This is a genomic window from Citrobacter sp. wls826, assembly GCF_005281245.1.
Classification (GTDB): domain Bacteria; phylum Pseudomonadota; class Gammaproteobacteria; order Enterobacterales; family Enterobacteriaceae; genus Citrobacter; species Citrobacter braakii.
The window spans coordinates 1-22368 of sequence record NZ_SZWS01000002.1; the positions used below are offsets into that span (position 1 = coordinate 1).

At 51.5% G+C, this 22368-nt stretch carries 36 protein-coding genes; 6 read left to right on the forward strand and 30 right to left on the reverse strand.

Annotated elements, in window-relative coordinates:
* Positions 1 to 35: 35 nt before the first annotated feature.
* From rplQ to FDW87_RS00265, 30 genes are all read right to left on the reverse strand, one after another.
* Entirely contained in the window at positions 36 to 419 is a 384-nt protein-coding gene (gene rplQ, locus FDW87_RS00120; RefSeq protein WP_001216370.1) for a 50S ribosomal protein L17, read from the reverse strand.
* 40 nt (positions 420 to 459) lie between these two features.
* On the reverse strand, positions 460 to 1449 hold the full coding sequence (gene rpoA / locus FDW87_RS00125) for a DNA-directed RNA polymerase subunit alpha (protein WP_003031139.1): 990 nt from the start codon (positions 1447 to 1449) through the stop codon (positions 460 to 462).
* Positions 1450 to 1474: 25 nt separating this feature from the next.
* Positions 1475 to 2095 carry a 30S ribosomal protein S4 gene (gene rpsD, locus FDW87_RS00130; RefSeq protein ID WP_003031138.1) on the reverse strand — a complete coding sequence of 207 codons (621 nt, stop codon included), beginning with the start codon at positions 2093 to 2095 and terminating at the stop codon, positions 1475 to 1477.
* Between the two features lie 33 nt (positions 2096 to 2128).
* Positions 2129 to 2518, reverse strand: a complete 390-nt coding sequence (gene rpsK / locus FDW87_RS00135) for a 30S ribosomal protein S11 (protein ID WP_003031137.1) — start codon at positions 2516 to 2518, stop codon at positions 2129 to 2131.
* Positions 2519 to 2534: 16 nt separating this feature from the next.
* Positions 2535 to 2891, reverse strand: coding sequence for a 30S ribosomal protein S13 (rpsM, locus tag FDW87_RS00140; protein WP_003031135.1), 357 nt, complete (start codon positions 2889 to 2891; stop codon positions 2535 to 2537).
* Positions 2892 to 3037: 146 nt separating this feature from the next.
* Positions 3038 to 3154 (reverse strand): 50S ribosomal protein L36, encoded by a 117-nt coding sequence (gene rpmJ, locus FDW87_RS00145; RefSeq protein ID WP_000868187.1) that lies wholly within the window; start codon positions 3152 to 3154, stop codon positions 3038 to 3040.
* A gap of 30 nt (positions 3155 to 3184) precedes the next feature.
* A complete protein-coding gene (gene secY / locus FDW87_RS00150; RefSeq protein ID WP_001118864.1) occupies positions 3185 to 4516 on the reverse strand; it encodes a preprotein translocase subunit SecY in 1332 nt (443 codons plus the stop codon).
* A 7-nt stretch (positions 4517 to 4523) separates the two neighbouring features.
* A complete protein-coding gene (rplO, locus tag FDW87_RS00155; protein ID WP_003031132.1) occupies positions 4524 to 4958 on the reverse strand; it encodes a 50S ribosomal protein L15 in 435 nt (144 codons plus the stop codon).
* A gap of 3 nt (positions 4959 to 4961) precedes the next feature.
* On the reverse strand, positions 4962 to 5141 hold the full coding sequence (gene rpmD / locus FDW87_RS00160) for a 50S ribosomal protein L30 (protein ID WP_137379340.1): 180 nt from the start codon (positions 5139 to 5141) through the stop codon (positions 4962 to 4964).
* A gap of 3 nt (positions 5142 to 5144) precedes the next feature.
* The gene (gene rpsE, locus FDW87_RS00165) at positions 5145 to 5648 is read right to left on the reverse strand and encodes a 30S ribosomal protein S5 (RefSeq protein ID WP_003031131.1); all 504 of its coding nucleotides are present in this window, start codon (positions 5646 to 5648) and stop codon (positions 5145 to 5147) included.
* Positions 5649 to 5662: 14 nt separating this feature from the next.
* The gene (rplR, locus tag FDW87_RS00170; protein ID WP_000358960.1) at positions 5663 to 6016 is read right to left on the reverse strand and encodes a 50S ribosomal protein L18; all 354 of its coding nucleotides are present in this window, start codon (positions 6014 to 6016) and stop codon (positions 5663 to 5665) included.
* Between the two features lie 9 nt (positions 6017 to 6025).
* The gene (rplF, locus tag FDW87_RS00175; protein ID WP_003031129.1) at positions 6026 to 6559 is read right to left on the reverse strand and encodes a 50S ribosomal protein L6; all 534 of its coding nucleotides are present in this window, start codon (positions 6557 to 6559) and stop codon (positions 6026 to 6028) included.
* A 12-nt stretch (positions 6560 to 6571) separates the two neighbouring features.
* Positions 6572 to 6964, reverse strand: a complete 393-nt coding sequence (gene rpsH, locus FDW87_RS00180; protein ID WP_003031127.1) for a 30S ribosomal protein S8 — start codon at positions 6962 to 6964, stop codon at positions 6572 to 6574.
* A 30-nt stretch (positions 6965 to 6994) separates the two neighbouring features.
* Positions 6995 to 7300 carry a 30S ribosomal protein S14 gene (rpsN, locus tag FDW87_RS00185; protein WP_003031125.1) on the reverse strand — a complete coding sequence of 102 codons (306 nt, stop codon included), beginning with the start codon at positions 7298 to 7300 and terminating at the stop codon, positions 6995 to 6997.
* A gap of 14 nt (positions 7301 to 7314) precedes the next feature.
* Entirely contained in the window at positions 7315 to 7854 is a 540-nt protein-coding gene (gene rplE, locus FDW87_RS00190; protein WP_003031123.1) for a 50S ribosomal protein L5, read from the reverse strand.
* A 14-nt stretch (positions 7855 to 7868) separates the two neighbouring features.
* On the reverse strand, positions 7869 to 8183 hold the full coding sequence (gene rplX / locus FDW87_RS00195) for a 50S ribosomal protein L24 (RefSeq protein ID WP_003031122.1): 315 nt from the start codon (positions 8181 to 8183) through the stop codon (positions 7869 to 7871).
* 10 nt (positions 8184 to 8193) lie between these two features.
* Entirely contained in the window at positions 8194 to 8565 is a 372-nt protein-coding gene (rplN, locus tag FDW87_RS00200; protein WP_000613954.1) for a 50S ribosomal protein L14, read from the reverse strand.
* Positions 8566 to 8728: 163 nt separating this feature from the next.
* Positions 8729 to 8983 carry a 30S ribosomal protein S17 gene (gene rpsQ, locus FDW87_RS00205; protein ID WP_003031120.1) on the reverse strand — a complete coding sequence of 85 codons (255 nt, stop codon included), beginning with the start codon at positions 8981 to 8983 and terminating at the stop codon, positions 8729 to 8731.
* Positions 8983 to 9174 (reverse strand): 50S ribosomal protein L29, encoded by a 192-nt coding sequence (gene rpmC, locus FDW87_RS00210; RefSeq protein ID WP_000644742.1) that lies wholly within the window; start codon positions 9172 to 9174, stop codon positions 8983 to 8985. The genes rpsQ and rpmC overlap by 1 nt, the downstream gene beginning before the upstream one ends.
* Positions 9174 to 9584: a 50S ribosomal protein L16 gene (rplP, locus tag FDW87_RS00215; RefSeq protein ID WP_000941212.1), complete on the reverse strand. Its 411-nt coding sequence runs from the start codon at positions 9582 to 9584 to the stop codon at positions 9174 to 9176. Before rplP ends, rpmC begins: the two co-directional genes overlap by 1 nt.
* Before the next feature lie 12 nt (positions 9585 to 9596).
* Positions 9597 to 10298 (reverse strand): 30S ribosomal protein S3, encoded by a 702-nt coding sequence (gene rpsC, locus FDW87_RS00220; protein WP_000529945.1) that lies wholly within the window; start codon positions 10296 to 10298, stop codon positions 9597 to 9599.
* A 17-nt stretch (positions 10299 to 10315) separates the two neighbouring features.
* Positions 10316 to 10648, reverse strand: a complete 333-nt coding sequence (gene rplV, locus FDW87_RS00225; protein ID WP_000448832.1) for a 50S ribosomal protein L22 — start codon at positions 10646 to 10648, stop codon at positions 10316 to 10318.
* A gap of 14 nt (positions 10649 to 10662) precedes the next feature.
* Entirely contained in the window at positions 10663 to 10941 is a 279-nt protein-coding gene (gene rpsS, locus FDW87_RS00230) for a 30S ribosomal protein S19 (RefSeq protein WP_001138115.1), read from the reverse strand.
* Positions 10942 to 10957: 16 nt separating this feature from the next.
* Positions 10958 to 11779, reverse strand: a complete 822-nt coding sequence (gene rplB / locus FDW87_RS00235) for a 50S ribosomal protein L2 (RefSeq protein ID WP_016154746.1) — start codon at positions 11777 to 11779, stop codon at positions 10958 to 10960.
* A 17-nt stretch (positions 11780 to 11796) separates the two neighbouring features.
* On the reverse strand, positions 11797 to 12099 hold the full coding sequence (gene rplW, locus FDW87_RS00240) for a 50S ribosomal protein L23 (protein WP_000617546.1): 303 nt from the start codon (positions 12097 to 12099) through the stop codon (positions 11797 to 11799).
* Complete coding sequence (rplD, locus tag FDW87_RS00245; RefSeq protein WP_003031119.1) at positions 12096 to 12701, reverse strand: 50S ribosomal protein L4; 606 nt, start codon at positions 12699 to 12701, stop codon at positions 12096 to 12098. Before rplD ends, rplW begins: the two co-directional genes overlap by 4 nt.
* Before the next feature lie 10 nt (positions 12702 to 12711).
* Positions 12712 to 13341: a 50S ribosomal protein L3 gene (gene rplC, locus FDW87_RS00250; RefSeq protein ID WP_003031117.1), complete on the reverse strand. Its 630-nt coding sequence runs from the start codon at positions 13339 to 13341 to the stop codon at positions 12712 to 12714.
* A 32-nt stretch (positions 13342 to 13373) separates the two neighbouring features.
* On the reverse strand, positions 13374 to 13685 hold the full coding sequence (rpsJ, locus tag FDW87_RS00255; RefSeq protein WP_001181005.1) for a 30S ribosomal protein S10: 312 nt from the start codon (positions 13683 to 13685) through the stop codon (positions 13374 to 13376).
* Positions 13686 to 13891: 206 nt separating this feature from the next.
* The gene (locus FDW87_RS00260) at positions 13892 to 14275 is read right to left on the reverse strand and encodes a hypothetical protein (RefSeq protein ID WP_049270594.1); all 384 of its coding nucleotides are present in this window, start codon (positions 14273 to 14275) and stop codon (positions 13892 to 13894) included.
* Positions 14275 to 15789: a peptidoglycan-binding protein gene (locus tag FDW87_RS00265; RefSeq protein ID WP_137379341.1), complete on the reverse strand. Its 1515-nt coding sequence runs from the start codon at positions 15787 to 15789 to the stop codon at positions 14275 to 14277. Before FDW87_RS00265 ends, FDW87_RS00260 begins: the two co-directional genes overlap by 1 nt.
* A gap of 166 nt (positions 15790 to 15955) precedes the next feature.
* On the opposite strand from FDW87_RS00265, the gene gspC reads away from it, so the two are divergent.
* The 6 genes from gspC to gspH all read left to right on the forward strand — a co-directional run.
* The gene (gspC, locus tag FDW87_RS00270) at positions 15956 to 16753 is read left to right on the forward strand and encodes a type II secretion system protein GspC (RefSeq protein WP_019078176.1); all 798 of its coding nucleotides are present in this window, start codon (positions 15956 to 15958) and stop codon (positions 16751 to 16753) included.
* 17 nt (positions 16754 to 16770) lie between these two features.
* Positions 16771 to 18756, forward strand: coding sequence for a type II secretion system secretin GspD (gspD, locus tag FDW87_RS00275; RefSeq protein WP_016157610.1), 1986 nt, complete (start codon positions 16771 to 16773; stop codon positions 18754 to 18756).
* 6 nt (positions 18757 to 18762) lie between these two features.
* Positions 18763 to 20253 carry a type II secretion system ATPase GspE gene (gene gspE, locus FDW87_RS00280; RefSeq protein ID WP_137379342.1) on the forward strand — a complete coding sequence of 497 codons (1491 nt, stop codon included), beginning with the start codon at positions 18763 to 18765 and terminating at the stop codon, positions 20251 to 20253.
* Positions 20250 to 21461: a type II secretion system inner membrane protein GspF gene (gene gspF / locus FDW87_RS00285; protein WP_137379343.1), complete on the forward strand. Its 1212-nt coding sequence runs from the start codon at positions 20250 to 20252 to the stop codon at positions 21459 to 21461. The genes gspE and gspF overlap by 4 nt, the downstream gene beginning before the upstream one ends.
* 9 nt (positions 21462 to 21470) lie before the next feature.
* Positions 21471 to 21908: a type II secretion system major pseudopilin GspG gene (gene gspG / locus FDW87_RS00290; RefSeq protein ID WP_016154753.1), complete on the forward strand. Its 438-nt coding sequence runs from the start codon at positions 21471 to 21473 to the stop codon at positions 21906 to 21908.
* A 5-nt stretch (positions 21909 to 21913) separates the two neighbouring features.
* Positions 21914 to 22368: type II secretion system minor pseudopilin GspH (gene gspH, locus FDW87_RS00295; protein WP_137379345.1), on the forward strand; the 455-nt coding region annotated here is incomplete at its 3' end.

Here is a 22368-nt window from a genome sequence, read left to right on the forward strand (position 1 = left end):
CCCCGCCGAGGCGGGTTTTTTTACGTTACTACAGATTACTCTGCAGCAGCTTCTGTTTTCTCTGAACGATCAACCAGCTCGATGTATGCCATCGGCGCGTTGTCGCCTGCACGGAAACCACACTTCAGAATGCGAGTGTAACCACCGGCGCGGCTCGCGAAACGCGGGCCCAGTTCGTTAAACAGTTTTGCCACGATCTCGTTATCACGAGTGCGGGCGAATGCCAGACGACGATTAGCTACGCTATCAGTCTTGGCAAGAGTAATCAGCGGCTCAACTACGCGACGCAGCTCTTTCGCTTTCGGCAGAGTCGTCTTGATGATTTCATGACGAACCAGTGAACCTGCCATATTGCGGAACATAGCCTGGCGATGGCTGCTGTTGCGGTTCAGTTGACGACCACTCTTACGATGGCGCATGACCTTATCCTTCTCAGTAAAACCTTAACCTGTGATCCGGTTACTCGTCAGCGATGCTTGCCGGTGGCCAGTTTTCCAGGCGCATGCCCAGAGACAGTCCACGGGAAGCCAGCACGTCTTTAATCTCAGTAAGAGATTTTTTACCAAGGTTAGGCGTCTTAAGAAGCTCAACCTCAGTACGCTGTACCAGATCACCGATATAGTGGATAGCTTCTGCTTTGAGGCAGTTAGCAGAGCGGACAGTCAATTCCAGATCGTCAACAGGGCGCAGCAGGATCGGATCGAATTCTGGTTTCTCTTCTTTAACTTCCGGCTGACGTACATCACGTAAGTCAACGAAAGCTTCAAGTTGTTCAGCCAGAATGGTTGCCGCACGACGAATCGCCTCTTCAGGATCGATTGTGCCGTTGGTTTCCATTTCGATGACCAGCTTGTCCAGGTCGGTACGCTGTTCTACACGCGCTGCTTCAACATTGTAGGCAATACGCTCTACAGGGCTGTAGCATGCGTCGACCAGCAGACGGCCGATTGGGCGCTCATCTTCTTCCGAATGAATTCGGGTAGAAGCCGGCACATAACCACGACCGCGCTGAACTTTGATACGCATGCTAATAGATGCATTCTCATCGGTCAGGTGGCAGATCACGTGCTGTGGCTTGACGATTTCGACATCACCATCATGGGTAATGTCGGCTGCAGTCACAGGGCCAATGCCAGATTTATTCAAGGTAAGAATAACGTCATCTTTACCCTGAACTCTCACCGCCAGCCCTTTCAGGTTGAGCAGGATTTCCAGGATATCTTCCTGAACGCCTTCTTTGGTGCTGTACTCATGTAGTACACCATCAATCTCAACCTCGGTCACCGCGCAACCCGGCATCGATGAGAGCAGAATACGGCGCAGTGCGTTACCCAAAGTATGGCCAAAGCCACGCTCTAAAGGCTCAAGGGTCACCTTGGCGTGCGTCGAACTCACTTGCTCGATATCTACCAGGCGCGGTTTTAGAAACTCTGTCACAGAACCCTGCATTGTGTCCTCTCTTTGGTACTAAGCTTTACTTGGAGTAAAGCTCGACGATCAGGTGTTCGTTAATGTCCGCAGACAGATCAGAACGCTCCGGCTTACGCTTGAACGTACCTTCCATCTTGCCAGCATCAACTTCCAGCCAGGTTGGCTTTTCACGCTGCTCAGCCAGCTCCAGAGCGGCTTTCACGCGAGACTGCTTCTTCGCTTTCTCACGAATGCTAACAACGTCATTCGGACTAACCTGATAAGAAGCGATGTTAACAACACGACCGTTTACCATAATTGCTTTATGGCTGACCAGCTGACGTGCTTCTGCACGAGTGGCACCGAAGCCCATACGGTATACAACGTTGTCCAGACGACCTTCCAGCAGACCCAACAGGTTTTCACCGGTGTTGCCTTTCAGACGTGCTGCTTCTTTGTAGTAGTTACGGAACTGACGCTCCAGCACACCGTAGATACGGCGAACTTTTTGCTTTTCACGCAACTGCACACCATAGTCAGACAGACGCGGTTTACGCGCACCGTGCTGGCCAGGAGCTTGTTCAATTTTACACTTGGTATCGATCGCGCGAACGCCAGACTTAAGGAATAAGTCAGTGCCCTCACGACGGCTCAGCTTGAGCTTAGGACCCAAATATCTTGCCATTTTCTTTCTCCAACAATCCTAGAAACGACAGCGTTATACGCGACGTTTTTTCGGCGGACGACAACCGTTATGAGGGATCGGAGTCACATCAGTAATATTAGTGATGCGGAAACCAGCGGCGTTCAGAGCACGAACAGTAGATTCGCGACCTGGACCCGGTCCTTTGACCATAACTTCCAGATTCTTGATACCGTATTCTTTTACGGCTTCAGCGCAACGCTCTGCTGCAACCTGAGCTGCAAACGGAGTGGATTTGCGAGAACCACGGAAACCGGAACCACCGGCTGTTGCCCAACCCAGTGCGTTACCCTGACGATCAGTAATGGTAACGATGGTGTTGTTAAAAGAAGCATGGATATGAGCCACGCCGTCAGAGACTTGTTTTCTTACACGTTTACGTGCACGAATTGGTGCCTTTGCCATTATTCAATCACCCCGATTATTTCTTGATCGGTTTGCGCGGACCCTTACGGGTACGTGCGTTGGTCTTGGTACGCTGACCGCGAACCGGGAGACCACGACGATGACGCAAACCGCGATAGCAACCAAGGTCCATAAGGCGCTTGATGCTCATGCTAACTTCACGGCGCAGATCACCTTCAACGACAAATTTGGCAACTTCGTCACGCAGCGTGTCGATTTGTTCTTCAGACAGCTCACTGATCTTAACATCTTCAGCGATACCCGCGGCAGCCAGAATGGCTTTAGAACGGGTCTTGCCGACGCCGTAGATCGAAGTTAATGCGATCACAGCATGTTTCTGATCAGGAATGTTAATGCCTGCTATACGGGCCACTATGCACTCCTACTATTTAATATGTACGCACCATGCTGAAAAGCCCGTTTTCAGGATACTCAAATGGAAACGCACAGACATACAAAAGATTGGCTGGCTAATCTAGCCAGCTCAACCCAACTTTGCAAGAAAAATATGCGAATAAATCAGCCTTGGCGCTGTTTATGCTTCGGCTCGGCACTGCAAATCACACGGATGACACCATCACGCTTAACGATTTTGCAGTTACGGCATAATTTCTTGACGGAAGCACGAACTTTCATTTTTACTCTCCGTAACTTCTCGGGCGACTGTTAACGGCCGTAGCCTTTCAGATTCGCCTTCTTCAATGCAGACTCGTACTGACTTGACATCATCAGAGTTTGCACTTGAGCCATAAAGTCCATAATCACGACAACAACGATAAGCAGTGAGGTCCCACCGAAGTAGAACGGTACTTTCATTGCATCACGCATGAACTCCGGGATCAGGCAGATAAAGGTAATGTAGAGCGCACCAACCAGAGTCAGGCGGGTCATTACTTTATCGATATACTTCGCCGTTTGCTCTCCCGGACGAATTCCTGGTACAAATGCACCGGACTTCTTCAGGTTATCTGCTGTTTCACGCGGGTTGAAAACCAACGCCGTGTAGAAGAAACAGAAGAATATGATTGCAGACGCATAGAGTAACACATAAAGCGGTTGCCCAGGCTGCAAATACAGCGAAATTGTTGTCAGCCAGTTCCAACCAGTCCCGCCCCCGAACCATGACGCGATGGTCGCTGGGAACAGAATAATACTGGAAGCGAAGATTGCCGGGATTACCCCCGCCATATTCACTTTCAGCGGTAAATGTGTGCTCTGTGCAGCATAGACACGACGACCTTGCTGACGTTTCGCGTAGTTTACCACAATGCGGCGTTGACCACGCTCAACAAATACAACAAAGAACGTCACTGCAAATACTAATACTGCAACCAACAGCAACACGAGGAAGTGCAGGTCGCCTTGACGCGCTTGCTCGATAGTATGGGCAATGGCTGGCGGGAGTCCCGCGACAATACCGGCGAAGATAATGATTGAGATACCGTTGCCGATACCACGTTCAGTAATCTGTTCGCCCAACCACATCAGGAACATCGTCCCTGTAACCAGACTTACAACAGCGGTGAAATAGAATGCAAAGCCTGGATTCATTACCAGGCCCTGCATACCAGGCATATTCGGCAGACCGGTAGCAATACCGATCGACTGGAATATTGCCAGCACCAGAGTACCGTAGCGGGTGTACTGGCTGATCTTACGACGACCAGACTCCCCTTCTTTCTTAATTTCTGCCAGCGTTGGATGAACCACCGTCAGCAGCTGGATAATAATCGACGCCGAAATATACGGCATGATCCCCAGAGCAAAGATAGAAGCACGGCTGAGAGCACCACCAGAGAACATGTTAAACATTTCAATGATGGTGCCTCGCTGTTGCTCAAGCAGTTTGGCAAGTACAGCGGCATCAATACCAGGGATCGGAATGAAAGAGCCAATACGGAACACAATCAGCGCGCCGATTACAAACAGCAGTCTGCGTTTCAGCTCGCCTAAGCCACCTTTGGCACTTTGAAAATCTAATCCCGGTTGTTTAGCCATCTGCTACTTATTCCTCGATTTTACCGCCAGCAGCTTCGATAGCAGCACGAGCGCCTTTAGTAACACGCAGGCCACGAACAGTTACCGGAGTAGTGACTTCACCAGCCAGAATCACTTTCGCGAACTCGATCTGGATACCGATAATGTTAGCTGCTTTCAGCGTGTTCAGGTCTACAACACCGCCTTCAACTTTAGCAAGGTCAGACAGACGAACTTCGGCTGTAATCGCTGCTTTACGTGAAGTGAAGCCGAATTTCGGCAGACGACGGTACAGAGGCATCTGACCACCCTCGAAACCGCGACGTACGCCACCGCCAGAACGAGACTTCTGACCTTTGTGACCACGACCACCGGTTTTACCGAGGCCAGAACCGATACCACGACCCAGGCGGCGAGCCGCTTTTTTAGAGCCTTCGGCCGGAGACAGAGTATTTAAACGCATCTCTTACTCCTCAACTTTAACCATGAAGGAAACCGCGTTGATCATACCACGAACAGCAGGAGTATCCTCGCGCTCTACGGTGTGACCAATACGACGCAGACCCAGGCCAAGCAGCGTTGCCTTATGTTTCGGCAGACGACCGATTGCACTGCGGGTTTGAGTAATTTTAATAGTCTTTGCCATGGTTTATTTCCCCAGAATTTCTTCAACGGATTTACCACGCTTGGCAGCGACCATTTCCGGAGATTTCATATTTTCCAGGCCATCGATAGTTGCACGAACCACGTTAATCGGGTTAGTAGAACCATACGCTTTAGCCAGAACGTTACGAACTCCAGCGACTTCCAGAACGGCGCGCATTGCACCACCGGCGATGATACCGGTACCTTCGGAAGCCGGCTGCATGAATACACGAGAACCCGTGTGAGTACCCTTAACCGGGTGCTGCAGGGTGCCGTGGTTCAGCGCGACGTTAATCATATTGCGACGGGCTTTTTCCATCGCTTTCTGGATCGCTGCTGGAACTTCACGCGCTTTACCGTAACCAAAACCAACGCGACCGTTACCATCACCAACTACAGTCAGAGCTGTGAAGGAGAAAATACGACCACCTTTAACGGTTTTAGATACGCGGTTAACCGCGATCAGCTTTTCCTGCAGTTCGCCAGCTTGTTTTTCGATGTGAGCCATCTTACACCTCTACCTTAGAACTGAAGGCCAGCTTCACGGGCAGCATCTGCCAGTGCCTGGACACGACCATGATATTGGAACCCGGAACGGTCAAAAGAAACATCTTTGATGCCTTTTTCCAGAGCGCGTTCAGCAACAGCTTTACCTACAGCTGCAGCAGCGTCTTTGTTACCGGTGTACTTCAATTGTTCAGCGATAGCTTTTTCTACAGTAGAAGCAGCTACCAGAACTTCAGAACCGTTCGGTGCAATTACCTGTGCGTAAATATGACGCGGGGTACGATGTACCACCAGGCGAGTTGCGCCCAGCTCCTGGAGCTTGCGGCGTGCGCGGGTCGCACGACGGATACGAGCAGATTTCTTATCCATAGTGTTACCTTACTTCTTCTTAGCCTCTTTGGTACGCACGACTTCGTCGGCGTAACGAACACCCTTGCCTTTATAAGGCTCAGGACGACGGTAGGCGCGCAGATCTGCTGCAACCTGACCGATCAGCTGTTTATCAGCGCCTTTCAGCACGATTTCAGTCTGAGACGGACATTCTGCAGTAATACCCGCAGGCAGCTGATGGTCAACAGGGTGAGAGAAACCTAAAGCCAGGTTTACTACATTCCCTTTAACCGCTGCACGATAACCTACACCAACCAGCTGTAGCTTCTTAGTGAAGCCTTCGGTAACACCGACAACCATTGCATTCAGCAGGGCACGCGCGGTACCAGCCTGAGCCCATCCATCTGCGTAACCATCACGCGGACCGAAGGTCAGTGCATTATCTGCATGATTTACTGCAACAGCATCGTTGAGAGTACGAGTCAGCTCGCCGTTTTTACCTTTGATCGTAATAACCTGACCGTTGATTTTTACATCAACGCCGGCAGGAATAACGACCGGTGCTTTAGCAACACGAGACATTTTTTCCTCCGATTAGGCTACGTAGCAGATAATTTCGCCACCAAGACCAGCCTGGCGCGCTGCACGATCAGTCATAACACCTTTAGAGGTAGAAACAACTGCGATACCCATGCCAGCCATAACTTTCGGCAGCTCGTCTTTACGCTTATAAATGCGCAGACCTGGGCGACTGACACGCTGAATGCTTTCTACAACAGCTTTACCCTGGAAATACTTAAGAGTAAGTTCCAGTTCCGGCTTGGTGTCGCCTTCAACTTTAAAATCTTCAATAAAACCTTCTTCCTTCAGCACGTTGGCAATTGCCACTTTCAGCTTGGAGGAAGGCATGGTGACCGCAGCTTTATTCGCGGCCTGACCGTTACGGATACGGGTCAGCATATCCGCGATCGGATCTTGCATGCTCATCTGTCTTTACTCCCGTGATTCAATTGGTAATTACCAGCTAGCCTTTTTCAAGCCTGGTACTTCACCGCGCATAGCGGCTTCACGCAGTTTGATACGGCTCAACCCGAACTTGCCCACATAGCCATGCGGACGACCTGTTTGACGGCAGCGGTTACGCTGACGGGACGGGCTGGAATCACGCGGCAGAGACTGCAGCTTGAGAACTGCGTTCCAACGATCTTCGTCGGTCGCGTTCACATCAGAGATAATAGCTTTCAGTTCAGCGCGTTTTGCGAAGTACTTATCAGCTAAAGCTACGCGCTTTACTTCGCGTGCTTTCATTGATTGCTTAGCCATTCAGTAACCCTACCTTACTTGCGGAACGGGAAGTCAAAGGCAGCCAGCAGAGCACGGCCTTCTTCATCAGATTTCGCAGTAGTGGTAATGGTAATATCCAAACCACGCACGCGGTCGACTTTATCGTAGTCGATTTCTGGGAAGATGATCTGCTCACGGACACCCATGCTGTAGTTACCACGACCGTCGAAAGACTTAGCGGACAAGCCACGGAAGTCACGGATACGTGGAACAGCAATAGTGATCAGGCGCTCAAAGAACTCCCACATGCGTTCGCCACGCAGAGTTACTTTACAGCCGATCGGATAGCCCTGACGGATTTTGAAGCCTGCAACTGATTTGCGTGCTTTGGTGATCAGCGGTTTTTGACCGGAGATTGCTGTCAGGTCAGCTGCTGCGTTATCCAGCAGTTTCTTGTCAGCGATCGCTTCACCAACACCCATGTTCAGGGTGATCTTCTCGACCCGAGGGACTTGCATGACAGAATTGTAGTTAAACTCAGTCATGAGTTTAGCGACTACTTCGTCTTTGTAGTAATCATGCAGTTTCGCCATCGTACTACTCCAAATTACTTGATAGTTTCGCTGTTAGATTTAAAGAAACGGACTTTTTTGCCGTCTTCGAATCTAAAGCCTACACGGTCAGCCTTGCCGGTTGCCGCGTTGAAGATAGCAAGGTTAGAGATCTGAATAGCTGCTTCTTTCTCTACAATGCCGCCTGGTTGGTTCAGGGCCGGAACCGGCTTCTGATGTTTCTTAACCAGGTTGATACCTTCAACAATGACCTTGCCGGAAGACAGGACATTCTTAACTTTACCGCGTTTACCTTTATCTTTACCGGTTAACACGATAACTTCGTCATCACGACGGATCTTCGCTGCCATGATTCGCTCCTTAGAGTACTTCTGGTGCCAGAGAGATAATTTTCATGAACTTCTCGTTACGAAGTTCACGAGTTACCGGCCCAAAAATACGCGTACCGATAGGTTGCTCGCTGTTATTGTTTAAAATAACGCATGCATTACCATCGAAGCGAATGACAGAACCGTCCGGGCGACGAACACCCTTCTTGGTGCGCACCACTACCGCCTTCAGCACATCACCTTTTTTGACCTTACCACGCGGAATTGCTTCCTTGATGGTGATCTTGATGATATCGCCGACGCCTGCGTAGCGACGGTGCGAGCCACCCAGAACCTTGATACACATTACGCGACGTGCACCGGAGTTGTCGGCGACGTTCAGCATAGTCTGTTCTTGGATCATTTTAGTGCTCCGCTAATGTCAACTACTACTGAGACCCGAAAATCAGGTCGTTAAAAAAGCCCCATATCGGGGGCGCGGCATTATAACACCGCTTCAACGATATGGGTAGAAAAAATAAACGGCTCATCGCTGAGCCGTTTATTCGTTGAGAATGCCTACTGTATTACAGAACGGCTTTCTCTACAACGCGAACCAGCGTCCAGGACTTAGTCTTGGACAGCGGACGGCATTCGCGGATTTCAACCACGTCACCAGTACCGCATTCGTTGTTCTCGTCATGTACGTGCAGTTTGGTCGTACGCTTAATGAATTTACCGTAGATCGGGTGTTTCACAAAACGTTCGATAGCAACAACGATGGATTTCTCCATTTTATCGCTAACAACGCGACCTTGCAGAGTACGGATTTTATCGGTCATTACGCACCCGCCTTCTCAGTCAGTAAAGTCTTAACGCGTGCGACATCACGACGCACTTGCTTCAACAGGTGAGACTGTTGCAGCTGGCCACTTGCAGCCTGCATACGCAGGTTGAACTGCTCACGCAGCAGATTCAGCAGCTCGGTGTTCAGCTCTTCAACACTCTTCTCACGCAGCTCTTTTGCTTTCATTACATCACCGTCTTAGTTACAAAGGTGGTTTTAATCGGCAGTTTCGCTGCTGCCAGCTTGAATGCTTCACGGGCCAGCTCTTCCGGTACGCCGTCCATTTCATACAGGACTTTACCCGGCTGAATCAAGGCAACCCAATACTCCACGTTACCTTTACCTTTACCCATACGCACTGCCAGCGGCTTTTCAGTGATCGGTTTGTCCGGGAATACACGGATCCAGATCTTACCTTGACGCTTAACTGCACGGGTCATAGCACGACGTGCTGCTTCGATCTGACGGGCAGTCAGACGACCACGGCCAACAGCTTTCAGACCGAAGCTGCCGAAGCTAACATCCGTACCCTGCGCCAGACCGCGGTTACGGCCTTTGTGCATTTTACGGAATTTTGTACGCTTTGGTTGTAACATCAGCGACGCTCCTTATTTACGGCCTTTACGCTGCTGCTTTTTAGGTTGCGCAGCCGGTTTTTCCGGTTGTTCAACAGCAGCCATACCACCCAGGATCTCGCCTTTGAAGATCCACACTTTAACGCCGATTACACCGTAAGTGGTGTGCGCTTCAGAGGTGTTGTAGTCGATGTCAGCACGCAGAGTGTGCAGAGGTACGCGACCTTCGCGGTACCATTCGGTACGTGCGATTTCCGCGCCGCCCAGACGGCCGCTAACTTCAACTTTAATACCTTTAGCGCCCAGACGCATTGCGTTCTGTACAGCACGCTTCATAGCACGACGGAACATAACACGACGTTCCAGCTGAGAAGTGATGCTGTCAGCAACCAATTTTGCATCCAGTTCAGGTTTACGCACTTCGGCGATATTGATCTGAGCAGGAACGCCAGCAATATCCGCTACGACTTTGCGCAGTTTTTCTACGTCTTCACCTTTCTTACCGATAACGATACCCGGGCGAGCGGTGTGAATGGTCACACGGATGCTCTTAGCCGGACGCTCGATAACGATACGAGATACAGACGCTTTAGCCAGTTCCTTAGTCAGGTACTGACGTACTTTAAAATCGCTGTCCAGGTTGTCAGCGAATTCTTTGGTGTTCGCAAACCAGGTTGAGTTCCATGGTTTTACAATACCCAGGCGAATACCATTAGGATGTACTTTCTGACCCATTGCTAGTCTCCAGAGTCTCAGCGATCGGACACAACCACAGTAATGTGGCTGGTGCGCTTCAGGATGCGATCTGCACGACCTTTTGCACGCGGCATAATGCGCTTCATGCTCGGGCCTTCGTCTACGAAAATTTTCGTAACTTTCAGATCGTCAATGTCAGCGCCATCGTTGTGTTCAGCGTTAGCAATGGCAGATTCCAGGACTTTCTTGACCAGTACAGCCGCTTTCTTATTGGTGTAGGTCAGAATATCCAGAGCCTGCGACACTTTCTTACCGCGAATCAGGTCTGCAACAAGGCGAACCTTCTGAGCAGAAGAACGAGCATGGCGATGTTGAGCTAAAGTTTCCATCTCTTCCTCCTACCTTATTTCTTCTTCGCTTTTTTATCAGCAGCATGGCCGCGATAAGTACGAGTCGGTGCGAATTCACCCAGTTTGTGACCGACCATTTCGTCGGAAACAAATACCGGAACGTGCTGACGACCATTATGGACAGCGATGGTCAAACCGATCATGTTAGGAAAGATCGTTGAACGACGGGACCAAGTGCGCAGGGGCTTCTTGTCTCCGCTTTCCACCGCTTTCTCTACCTTCTTCAGCAAGTGCAGGTCAATAAAAGGACCTTTCTTGAGAGAACGTGGCATGGCTTATCCTCTAAAATTATTTGCTACGGCGACGTACGATGAATTTATCAGTACGCTTGTTGCTGCGGGTCTTCTTACCTTTGGTCTGAACGCCCCACGGAGTTACCGGGTGCTTACCAAAGTTACGACCTTCACCACCACCATGTGGGTGGTCGACTGGGTTCATCGCAGTACCGCGAACGGTAGGACGAACACCACGCCAGCGTGCAGCACCTGCTTTACCCAGAACGCGCAGCATATGCTCAGCATTGCCAACTTCGCCCAGAGTTGCACGGCAGTCTGCTTCGACTTTACGCATTTCACCAGAACGCAGACGCAGGGTGACATAAGCACCATCACGAGCAACGATCTGAACGTAAGTACCAGCGGAACGTGCCAGCTGACCGCCTTTACCTGGTTTCATTTCTACGTTATGAACGGTAGAACCAACCGGGATATTGCGCATCGGCAGGGTGTTACCTGCTTTGATTGCAGCATCAACGCCAGATTGAACCTGGTCGCCAGCTTTCAGGCCTTTAGGGGCCAGGATGTAACGGCGTTCACCGTCTTTGTACAGAACCAGCGCGATGTTCGCGGAGCGGTTCGGATCGTACTCAAGACGTTCAACAACTGCCGGGATACCGTCTTTGTTGCGTTTGAAGTCAACAATACGATAAGCCTGCTTGTGACCACCACCGATGTGACGAGTGGTGATGCGGCCATTGTTGTTACGACCACCGGATTTGCTGTTTTTTTCAACCAGCGGAGCAAAAGGTTTGCCCTTGTGCAGCTCTGGGTTGACCACTTTAACAACGTGGCGACGACCCGGAGATGTCGGTTTACATTTAACAACTGCCATTGTATTACTCCTCCGACTTACTCAGCGCCGCCGACGAAGTCCAGATTCTGGCCTTCCTTCAGGGTGACGTAAGCTTTTTTCCAGTCGCTACGACGACCGATACGCTGTCCGTGACGTTTAACTTTCCCTTTAACTACCAGGGTGTTAACGACTTCGACTTCGACTTCAAACAGTTTCTGCACAGCAGCTTTGATTTCTGCTTTGGTCGCGTCTTTAGCAACTTTGAGAACGATGGTGTTAGTTTTTTCCATCGCAGTAGACGCTTTTTCAGAAACGTGCGGTGCGCGCAGCACTTTCAGCAGACGTTCTTCACGAATCATGCCAGCATCTCCTCAACTTGCTTAACAGCATCAGCAGTCATTACGACTTTGTCGAAGGCGATCAGGCTAACCGGGTCGATACCAGTTGCATCGCGTACGTCAACCTTGTGCAGGTTGCGCGCAGCCAGGAACAGGTTTTCGTCCAGCTCACCGGTGATGATCAGCACATCTTCCAGAGCCATGTCTTTCAGTTTCTGTGCCAGCAGCTTAGTTTTAGGCGCTTCTACAGAGAATGATTCGACAACGATCAGACGATCCTGACGTACCAGTTCGGACAGAATGCTTTTCAGCGCGCCGCGGTACATCTTTTTGTTAACTTTTTGACTGTGGTCCTGTGGACGAGCAGCGAAGGTCACGCCACCTGAACGCCAGATCGGGCTCTTGATAGAACCTGAACGCGCACGGCCGGTACCTTTCTGGCGCCACGGCTTTTTGCCTGAACCAGTTACTTCAGCACGAGTCTTCTGAGCACGAGTACCCTGACGAGCACCAGCTGCATAAGCAACAACAACCTGGTGAACCAGCGCTTCGTTGAAATCACGACCGAAGGTAGTTTCGGAAACAGTCAGCGCGCTCTGCGCGTCTTTCAATACTAATTCCATTGCTATCCCCTTACGCCTTCACAGCTGGTTTAACGATCAGGTCGCAACCGGTCGCACCCGGAACACCACCTTTAACCAGCAGCAGGTTGCGCTCAGCGTCAACACGTACTACGTCCAGGCTCTGAACGGTTACACGTTCGTTGCCCAGCTGACCTGCCATTTTCTTGCCTTTAAACACTTTGCCCGGAGTCTGGTTCTGACCGATAGAACCCGGAACGCGGTGGGACAAGGAGTTACCGTGAGTAGCGTCCTGGGTACGGAAGTTCCAGCGCTTAACGGTACCAGCGAAACCTTTACCTTTAGAGGTACCGGTTACGTCAACTTTTTTAACGTCAGCAAACAGTTCAACACTAATGTTCTGACCAACGGTGTATTCTTCACCATCTGCCAGGCGGAACTCCCACAGGCCGCGGCCAGCTTCTACGCCAGCTTTAGCAAAGTGACCAGCTTCCGGCTTAGTTACGCGGTTAGCTTTTTTAGCACCGGTGGTAACCTGAACAGCGCGATAGCCATCGTTAGCCAGATCTTTAACCTGAGTAACGCGGTTTGCTTCAACTTCGATAACGGTTACTGGGATAGATACGCCATCTTCAGTGAAGATGCGGGTCATACCCACTTTTTTACCGACTAAACCAATCATTGTATCAACCTCTCAATCGCTCGATGACCTGATTAACCCAGGCTGATCTGCACGTCTACACCGGCAGCCAGGTCCAGACGCATCAGAGCATCAACGGTTTTTTCAGTTGGCTCAACGATGTCAACCAGACGCTTGTGAGTACGGATCTCGTACTGATCACGCGCGTCTTTGTTGACGTGCGGGGAGATCAGAACGGTGAAACGCTCTTTGCGGGTCGGCAGCGGGATCGGACCACGAACCTGCGCACCAGTGCGCTTGGCAGTCTCGACGATTTCCGCGGTTGATTGATCGATCAGACGATGATCAAACGCTTTCAAACGGATACGGATTCTTTGGTTCTGCATGAGACCAGAGCTCCAATTATTTTATAGACGAAATAGTTACTCCTCAAACCCATTACGATTGATGGGAGAGTGTAACCGTTCTTACGTAGCCCCCTGATTGGGAGCGTTGTTGACGGTAAACCGCCACAGTTCATATCGAACTACCCGTCAGATTTGACAGGCTGGCGTATTATACGTATAGCCAGTACGGATGCAAGTGATTATGGCTATTTGCCATCGATTTCTCTCAGCGCTTGTTGCACACGTGAGCGCAATACTTCGCCATCCGGCACTTCCTGCCCGGACGCTTCATCATAGGGAATCTCTTCCAACATACTGTCACCCTCTTCGTTCTGGGTGGGTAAATCGATGCGTATCGGCAGAGGTTTCCGCTTAAAAATGTAATGCACATCCGAGAGTCGATACGCCTGAGAATCGGGCACTCCCTGCGTGGTGGTTGTCGGATGGCGCACCAACCAGACATAATGTCCGTAGTAGCCGCACATTAGCATCAGGCTGACCCACAACAGCCAGCAACAGGAATGCAGCGCCTGCCGCCAGCGGCAACTCGACACTGTTTTCGCATCAATGGGTTGATAGATGTGCATCATCACATACGCTCCTTAGATGACACATGTGTGAGCACAGGTGCCGCCTCATTGATTAATACCGGCGCGTCTCCAAGACTCTGACGTAGCCTTATCAGCGTCTCTTTTCCCGGCTTACCATCCACAGGCAAATTCTCCCGCTGCTGGAATGCTTTGACCTTTTCGATTAACCATGGCGTCCATGAGCCTGATTTATCGCCGGGAACGCCCAGTGCGCGGCTCAGCATCGTATCAAACCAGATGATGGTTTCCGCCGGACTCTTTTCACCGATCTGCATTTTCCTGTCAGGCGTTAAATTGAGCATCAGGGTATAATTTCCCTGCCAGTGCTTCGCCAGCCACTCCTGACTGACGATCCAGGTTTTATTATCAATGATAAGATCCAGCTCGTTTCCTGATACACGCATCACAACACCGTAGACCGGTTGTTTATCGATATTCAAATGCGCGATCCACGGCAACCCGCGCCTGATGAGGTTATCTAAACGTTCCTTGCCGCTTTCGCACACCAACTCAGCGCGATCGGCCTGGTCACACCATGCCTCGTCATGCGCTGTGTCGAATCCCCAGACGCTGAATAATTGCTGCATGGCGTCGCGTAATCCTCCCCGTGCATCGCTAATATCCGGCAGGTTTTCCTTTTTTTGCGTCATCGCCACCGTTAACCCGGCGGGCACAGGAAGTTGAAGGGGAAAAACATCGACCGCCAGCCAGCCGAACGTCAAAGCCAGCGCAGCGTAAAGTCCGGGCAATATTCCCTTGCGCAATACGCAAGAGCGTAGAGTAAATGTTTCCAGCAACAATTTTTCCTGTTGAGCGGTTAACACATCCGCTTGCCTGTCCGTTGCCATTTTTCTCGCCGCCCGGACGATGCGCCTCAGCAACGCCAGGTTTCCCTGCACTGCCCGAACCGCTTTGCGCACAAATTCATGACGCATCCGCACAGGCTCGCCATCCGCCTCACACAGTTGCTGTTGATGCATAAAATCAAGATATTCATCGTCCGTCGGCGCAGCGATGATCGCCGATAACGTAACACGCCGTTTAAGTCGTCGGTTACGCCTGAGCGCTTCGCCCCCCACCAGTAGCAAGCTGGCGCCAGCGGCAAATGAAGCCGCCAGATGACGGAAATTATCGACAAATGCCGGAAGATGTCTGGCGAGTGCGTCAGCATTATCAATGACAATTATTATTGGTTGCGCTGCCGGACTAAGAGCAGGCATCAGCGTTGACCAGAAACGGCTAATTCTCACATCTCGCCAGTCTGGCTGGAGTTTTCCCTGCGTACAAGCCGTGTGTGTCAATTGACAGAAACCAGATAAACCGGTGGCGGTAAACACCACTACCCTGCCGGGAAAATCCTTACCTAACTGATAAATAAGCGTCGATTTACCACACCCCGGTTTGCCGCATAATACGCCCACATCGCCAGCGCCCAGCTCATGAATAAAGATATTCTTGATAAGGGTATGTTGCGAAAAAGAGTAAATTGCATACGGTAATTCGCGTTCAGTCATCGATAAGTTCCAGTAATTGATGCGGGTATTTAACTTATTATATGCCAGGTAAATATTATCAATTTTTTATATTTGAATTAAACGACATGTTCCGACGATTAAATTGAAAACCTGAAAGTAAGCCTATATCATGCTTCTCCCGAAAAGAACAGGCGTGCTATTAACAATGGATGTTATCGCGAAGCAATTTACCTTTATATTTAAGAGAAAGCGTAACGATGTGCTGTACTGCGTTATGTTTTTTGTCGGTGTCATTGTTATTATTCATTCGTTATATGCCTATAGATTATTTATTGATTCTATCAATACGAAAAACAAAACCAGTCAATCAATAACGTCCGTTGTCCTCAGGCTGCCAATGAATTTACCGAAAAACAGTAGGGAAAACGCGACTGATAATAAAGAAGATGTCTCAATTAAAAATTCGATGCTCGATCTCCAGCTAAATGGCATTATTGCGAGCACGCTAAAAACACGTTCACAGGCTATTATCACCATTAATGAGAAAGCAAAATTTTACAGTACCGGAGATAAGCTTGACGATCTCCCTGACGTAAAAATTACGGATATTGATAATAATAGCGTGACGATTGATAACAATGGAGCCCGGCAACGCATCGTTTTTATTGATGAGCCTGATATATCCTCCAGGGCACCGGCACCATCGCTGCCACATGACAGCGCGCCACATTCCCTCAGCGACATCATTATTACTAACTTTATCTATCAGCAGGAAGCGCTACAGGGCGTCAGATTAAACGCCCGTGGTCCGGTTGAACGTTTTATAGCAACCGGACTCAGGCCTGGCGATATTGCGATCAAAATGAACAACCATCCGCTAACTCAGGAAGCGTCAGCAAAAGCGGCACTACAGGAATTTGTAACCTTAAACTCTGCCCAGTTCACCGTAATACGAAACGGTCAGGAAGCGTTGGTAAATGTATCCGTTACTGAAAATGATTAACCTTAAGGACGACAAAATTGCGCAAAGGAATTAAAAAAACGGCTGCATGGATACTGGCGCTACAGTTTTGCTCCTTTCCATTTCAAACCATGTCAGCGCAATATTCGGCAAACTTCCAGGATGCGGATCTCCGGGAGTTTATTACCTCGGTCAGTAAGCAAATGGGCAAAACCATTCTGATCGATCCGTCCGTCCAGGGAAAAATCTCCGTTCGCAGCTTTGACAGTTTCAACGAGGAGGAATACTACCAGTTTTTTCTCAGCGTTCTCGATATCTACGGCTACTCGGTTATCACCCTGGATAACGGCCTGCTGAAGGTTGTTCGCTCCGCAACGCTTAAGACCGCGCCGGGAAAAGTATTGGCACAGTCGCAACCGGCGGTTGGCGATGAATTTATCACCCGCGTCGTGGCGCTGAAAAATGTCCCGGTACGCGATCTGGCTCCGCTATTACGCCAGATGATGGACAGCGGCGGCATCGGCAACGTCGTACACTATGATCCTTCTAATGCGCTGTTGATCACCGGTAAAGCCAATATAGTCAATCGCATCCTTGAGGTTGTGAAACGGGTCGATGTTATCGGTACTCAGGAACGTGAGCTTATCAAACTGCGCTACGCCTCGGCAGTTGATTTATCTGACGTAATTAACAGCCTGATTCGCGAAGAGTCAAAGGAAAACCCAACGCAGATCCTGCTGCCTAAAATTGTCGCCGACAAGCGCACCAACGCCCTTCTTATCAGCGGGCCGGACAATGTGCGCCAGCGGATGAAATCTTTAATCGCTAAACTGGATATCGAACAGACCACGCAGGGCAATACTCGCGTGTTCTATTTGAAATACGCCAAAGCCACTAAAATCGTTGAAGTTCTGACCGGCGTGTCAACCAAACTGACGGAAGACAAGCAGTCGTCTTCGCAGAGCGTGGCTACCCCTTCCCGGGATGTCTCGATTAACGCCGATGAACAAACCAACTCGGTGGTCATTACCGCAGACCAGAGCACCATGCAGGAACTGGAAAAAGTCATCGCTCGTCTGGATATTCGCCGCGCACAGGTACTGGTTGAAGCCATCATTGTGGAAGTCCAGGATGGCAACGGCCTGAATCTTGGCGTGCAATGGGCCAACAGCAACGTCGGCGGTCAGCAGTTTACTAAAACGGGGCTGCCGATTTTCGACGCCTCAAGAGGCGCGCGCCAGTTTGATAAAAACGGTTCGATGACCAGTGACAACCCTATTGCCAGCGCGTTAAGCAGTTTTAACGGCCTGGCGACGGGCTTCTTTGAGGGGGACTGGAGCGTCCTGCTCACCGCGATCTCCTCCGACAACAAAAACGATATCCTCGCCACCCCCAGCATTGTGACGCTGGATAACAAAGAAGCATCGTTTAATGTCGGCCAGGATGTGCCGGTGCTTTCCGGCTCGCAAACGACCTCCGGCGACAACGTCTTTAATACGGTCGAACGTAAAACCGTCGGCACCAAACTGAAGGTCACACCGCAAATCAACGAAGGCGACGCGGTGCTGATGGAGATCGAGCAGGAGGTGTCGAGCGTCGATACCGCCTCCGGTAACGCCAGCGATCTCGGTCCGACGTTCAACACCCGTACTATCCAGAATGCCGTGCTGGTCAAAAGTGGCGAAACCGTGGTGCTGGGTGGCCTGCTGGATGATTCAAGCAAAGAGCAGGTTTCCAAAGTACCGCTGCTGGGCGATATCCCTGTTCTCGGACAGCTATTCCGCTACACCTCAACGGAAAATGCGAAGCGTAATTTAATGGTCTTTATCAGGCCGACCATTATTCGCGACGACGAGGTTTATCGTTCGCTCTCAAAGGATAAGTACACCCGATTTCGTGATTTACAGCAGCAGCGTATTGATAAGCAATCCAGTGGATTGGTCGGCGTGAAGGACGAAGAACGCCCGATGCTTAAAGAGCTGAATTTCGATGTGCCGACCGACGCGCCCAACGACCAGCCATCGCGCAATCCCTTCCGGGAATGATCCAACATGACTGACTTATGGACGCGCATTCCTCCCCAGCATCCTCTGCCGCTTAATTACGCACAGGGGCAAAAATTTGGTATCGCGGTCGCGGTGGATGAATTGTTCTACCGCACCGACACGCCGCTGGAAAACGTGCTCGAGGCCAGCGTTGCCTGTCAGCGCTTCAGCCGCCTGACGCCAGCGCAATTTGACGACCACCTGGAGCAACTTTTCCAGCACGGCGCCGGAGAGTCCCGGCAGATTGCCCAGGATATCGATCAGGAGATCGACCTGACGGCGCTGAGCGAGGAGTTACCCGACAACGCCGATCTGCTCAGTGATGAAAACGACGCACCGGTTATCCGCCTGATCAACGCGGTTCTTCATGAAGCCGTGAGGGAAGGCGCGTCGGATGTGCATATCGAAACCTTCGAAAAATCGCTGGTGGTGCGTTTTCGTATCGATGGTGTCCTCAAGCCAGTCCTTCAGCCCGCTAAAAAACTGGCACCGCTGCTGATTTCACGTATCAAAGTCATGGCGCGACTGGATATTGCCGAAAAACGACTGCCGCAGGATGGGCGTATTTCCCTGCGCCTCGGACGCAAAAATATTGACGTCCGCGTTTCGACGTTGCCCTCGCAGTACGGCGAAAGAGCTGTATTGCGTCTGCTGGATAAAAACAGTCTGCGCCTGACGCTGGAGAATATGGGGCTATCGGCGGTGGATAGCCTGCGGCTGAAGGGTTTAGTACAGCAGCCGCACGGCATCATTCTCGTCACCGGCCCGACGGGGTCGGGAAAAAGCACCACGCTGTATGCGATTCTCGCCGAGCTGAATTCCCCCCAGCGTAATATCCTGACCGTCGAAGATCCCATCGAGTACGAGCTGGAAGGCGTCGGACAAACCCAGGTAAACAGCCGGGTGGATATGTCTTTCGCCAGGGGACTGCGCGCCATCCTGCGCCAGGATCCGGACATCGTCATGGTCGGCGAAATTCGTGACGCCGAAACCGCGCAGATAGCGGTTCAGGCATCGCTCACCGGACATCTGGTGCTTTCCACCCTGCACACTAACAGCGCCTGCGGTGCGATCACCCGATTACGGGACATGGGCGTTGAACCTTTCCTGCTCTCATCATCGCTAAGCGGCGTTATCGCCCAACGCCTGGTGCGTCGCCTCTGTCCGGCCTGCCGCGCGCATGCCCCCATTCCTGACTCTCAGAAATCCCCCCTGCACGCGCTCGATCCCACCGCTCAGACAATCTGGCAGGCTTGCGGATGCGGCGAATGTCGGGGAACTGGCTACCAGGGGCGACTGGCGATTCATGAAATTATGCTGGTGGATAAAACTATGCGCAGCATCATCCATCGCGACGCCGATGAACACGCCCTGGAGCAGTGCCTGCGCCAGCAAAGCCGGAGCCTGCGGGAGAACGGCCTGCTGCGCGTGCTGGCATGCGAAACCACGCTTGAGGAAGTCATGCGCGTCACCTCTGCCCAAGAGGATACACGATGAAATATCAGTGGCAGGCAATGGATGACAGCGGCACGACTCACCATGGAACGCTGGATGCCGCCAGCAGCAAAGAGGCGCGCGAGGCGCTGCGCGCCCAGGGTCTGCACCCGCTGGTGTTAAATGAGAAAAAGGTCATTTCGCTGTTCCGGACGATAAAAAAAACGCCTCGTTTACGGCTTAGCGGCAGTGAACTGGCGCTGTTCACCCGCCAGCTCGCCACACTGGCCAACGCTTCACTACCGCTTGAAGAGGCGCTGTTCGTTATTGGCCGGCAGAACAAAAATAATAAACTGGGGCTGGTGCTACACGACCTGCGCGAACGGATCCTCGCCGGACATACGCTTTCCGAATCGCTGGCCGCCTGGCCGCGGATCTTCGATTCCGTTTACCGCACGCTGGTGAAAGCCGGCGAAAAAAGCGGACAGCTCGGCTGTGTGCTGGAACAGCTGGCTGACTACAATGAGTTACGACAGGCAACACGCAGTAAACTCATCCAGTCACTGATTTATCCTTCCCTGCTGACCAGCGTGGCGATCGCCGTCGTCGCTATCCTGCTCACTACCGTAGTGCCCAAAATTGTGGAGCAGTTTCTGCATATGAAAGAAGCGCTGCCGATGTCCACGCGCGTGTTGCTGGCAATCAGCGATGCCATGCGCCACTACGGACTGTGGGTAATCGCATTGCTGCTGATTGCCTTTTTCCTGTTTCGCCACTGGCTCACCCGCCCCGGCAAACGCCATCTGTTTGACCGCTGGCTTCTTGATTTCAAACCCAGTCGCGCCCTGCTGCGCGCTATCCACTGCGCCCGTTATTTGCGCACCCTGAGCATTCTTAATATCAGCGGCGTTCCGCTGCTGGAAGGGATGACGCTGGCAACCGAAGGCATCGGTAACCGAGAAATCAGTCAGCGGCTGGGTCAGGCCGCGGAGCGCGTGCGCCAGGGCTCAGGCTTTCATCTCGCTCTGGAAAAATGCGATATCTTCCCGCCGATGATGCTCTACATGATTGCCTCCGGGGAAAAAAGCGGCCAACTCAGCGAGCTAATGGCGCGCGCCGCCGATCAGCAGGAAACACTGCTACAAAACCGCATTGCGCTGACGCTGGCGCTGTTTGAACCCGCGCTGATTATTACGATGGCGATGATTGTGCTGTTCATCATCGTCTCGGTTCTGCAACCCATTTTGCAACTCAACTCATTGGTAAGTTAAGGATAAAACGTGAATAGTGATGCACATAAGCAGCGAGGATTTACGCTGCTGGAGATGATGGTGGTGCTGGTTATTTTGGGCATCCTCGCAAGCCTGGTCGTCCCCAGCTTAATGGGCAATAAAGACAAAGCCGATCACCAGAAAGCCGTCAGCGACATCGTGGCGCTGGAGAATGCGCTGGATATGTACAAACTGGATAACTATCGCTATCCGCTGACGGCGCAGGGGCTAAAGGCGCTGGTCGAAAAACCGACCGCCAGCCCAATCCCGGAAAATTACAACGCGAAGGGATATATCAAGCGTCTGCCACAGGATCCCTGGGGTAATGAGTATCTGCTGGTAAGCCCTGGTGAACACGGCGATTACGATATTCTCTCCGCAGGTCAGGACGGTGAACCCGGCACCGCTGACGACATTACTAACTGGGAACTGGGTAAAGCGAAATAATCGGAATGAGGCAGAAGGGATTCACGCTACTGGAAGTCATTCTGGTGCTGACGATTATCGCGCTTGGCGCCTCGCTGGTGATGATGACCTACGGGCGGCAAAATGATACCGCGAAAGCTATTACCGCAGTTGAACAGCTGGCGGCGCTGACTGAATATGCCGCCGACTGGTCAACCATGGAAGACCGCAGTACCGGTATTGAGATCCGCGAACAAGGCTGGCGCATCGTCACACCAATCGGCAATGGCTGGCAGACGCCAACCCAGTTCTATCGCCTGGCGACCGAGGGAAAGTGGGAAAGTGACTGGCAGGTGGCTCTGTTCCCGGCGTCGCTCGCCAGGCAATCCGTCGGCACGCCGCAAATTCTGATTCACCCGGACGGTGAAATTACGCCGTTTACGCTACACATCCGCAGCCGTAAAAATAACAGGCTGCTGTTCACGCTCGCCAGTACCGGCGG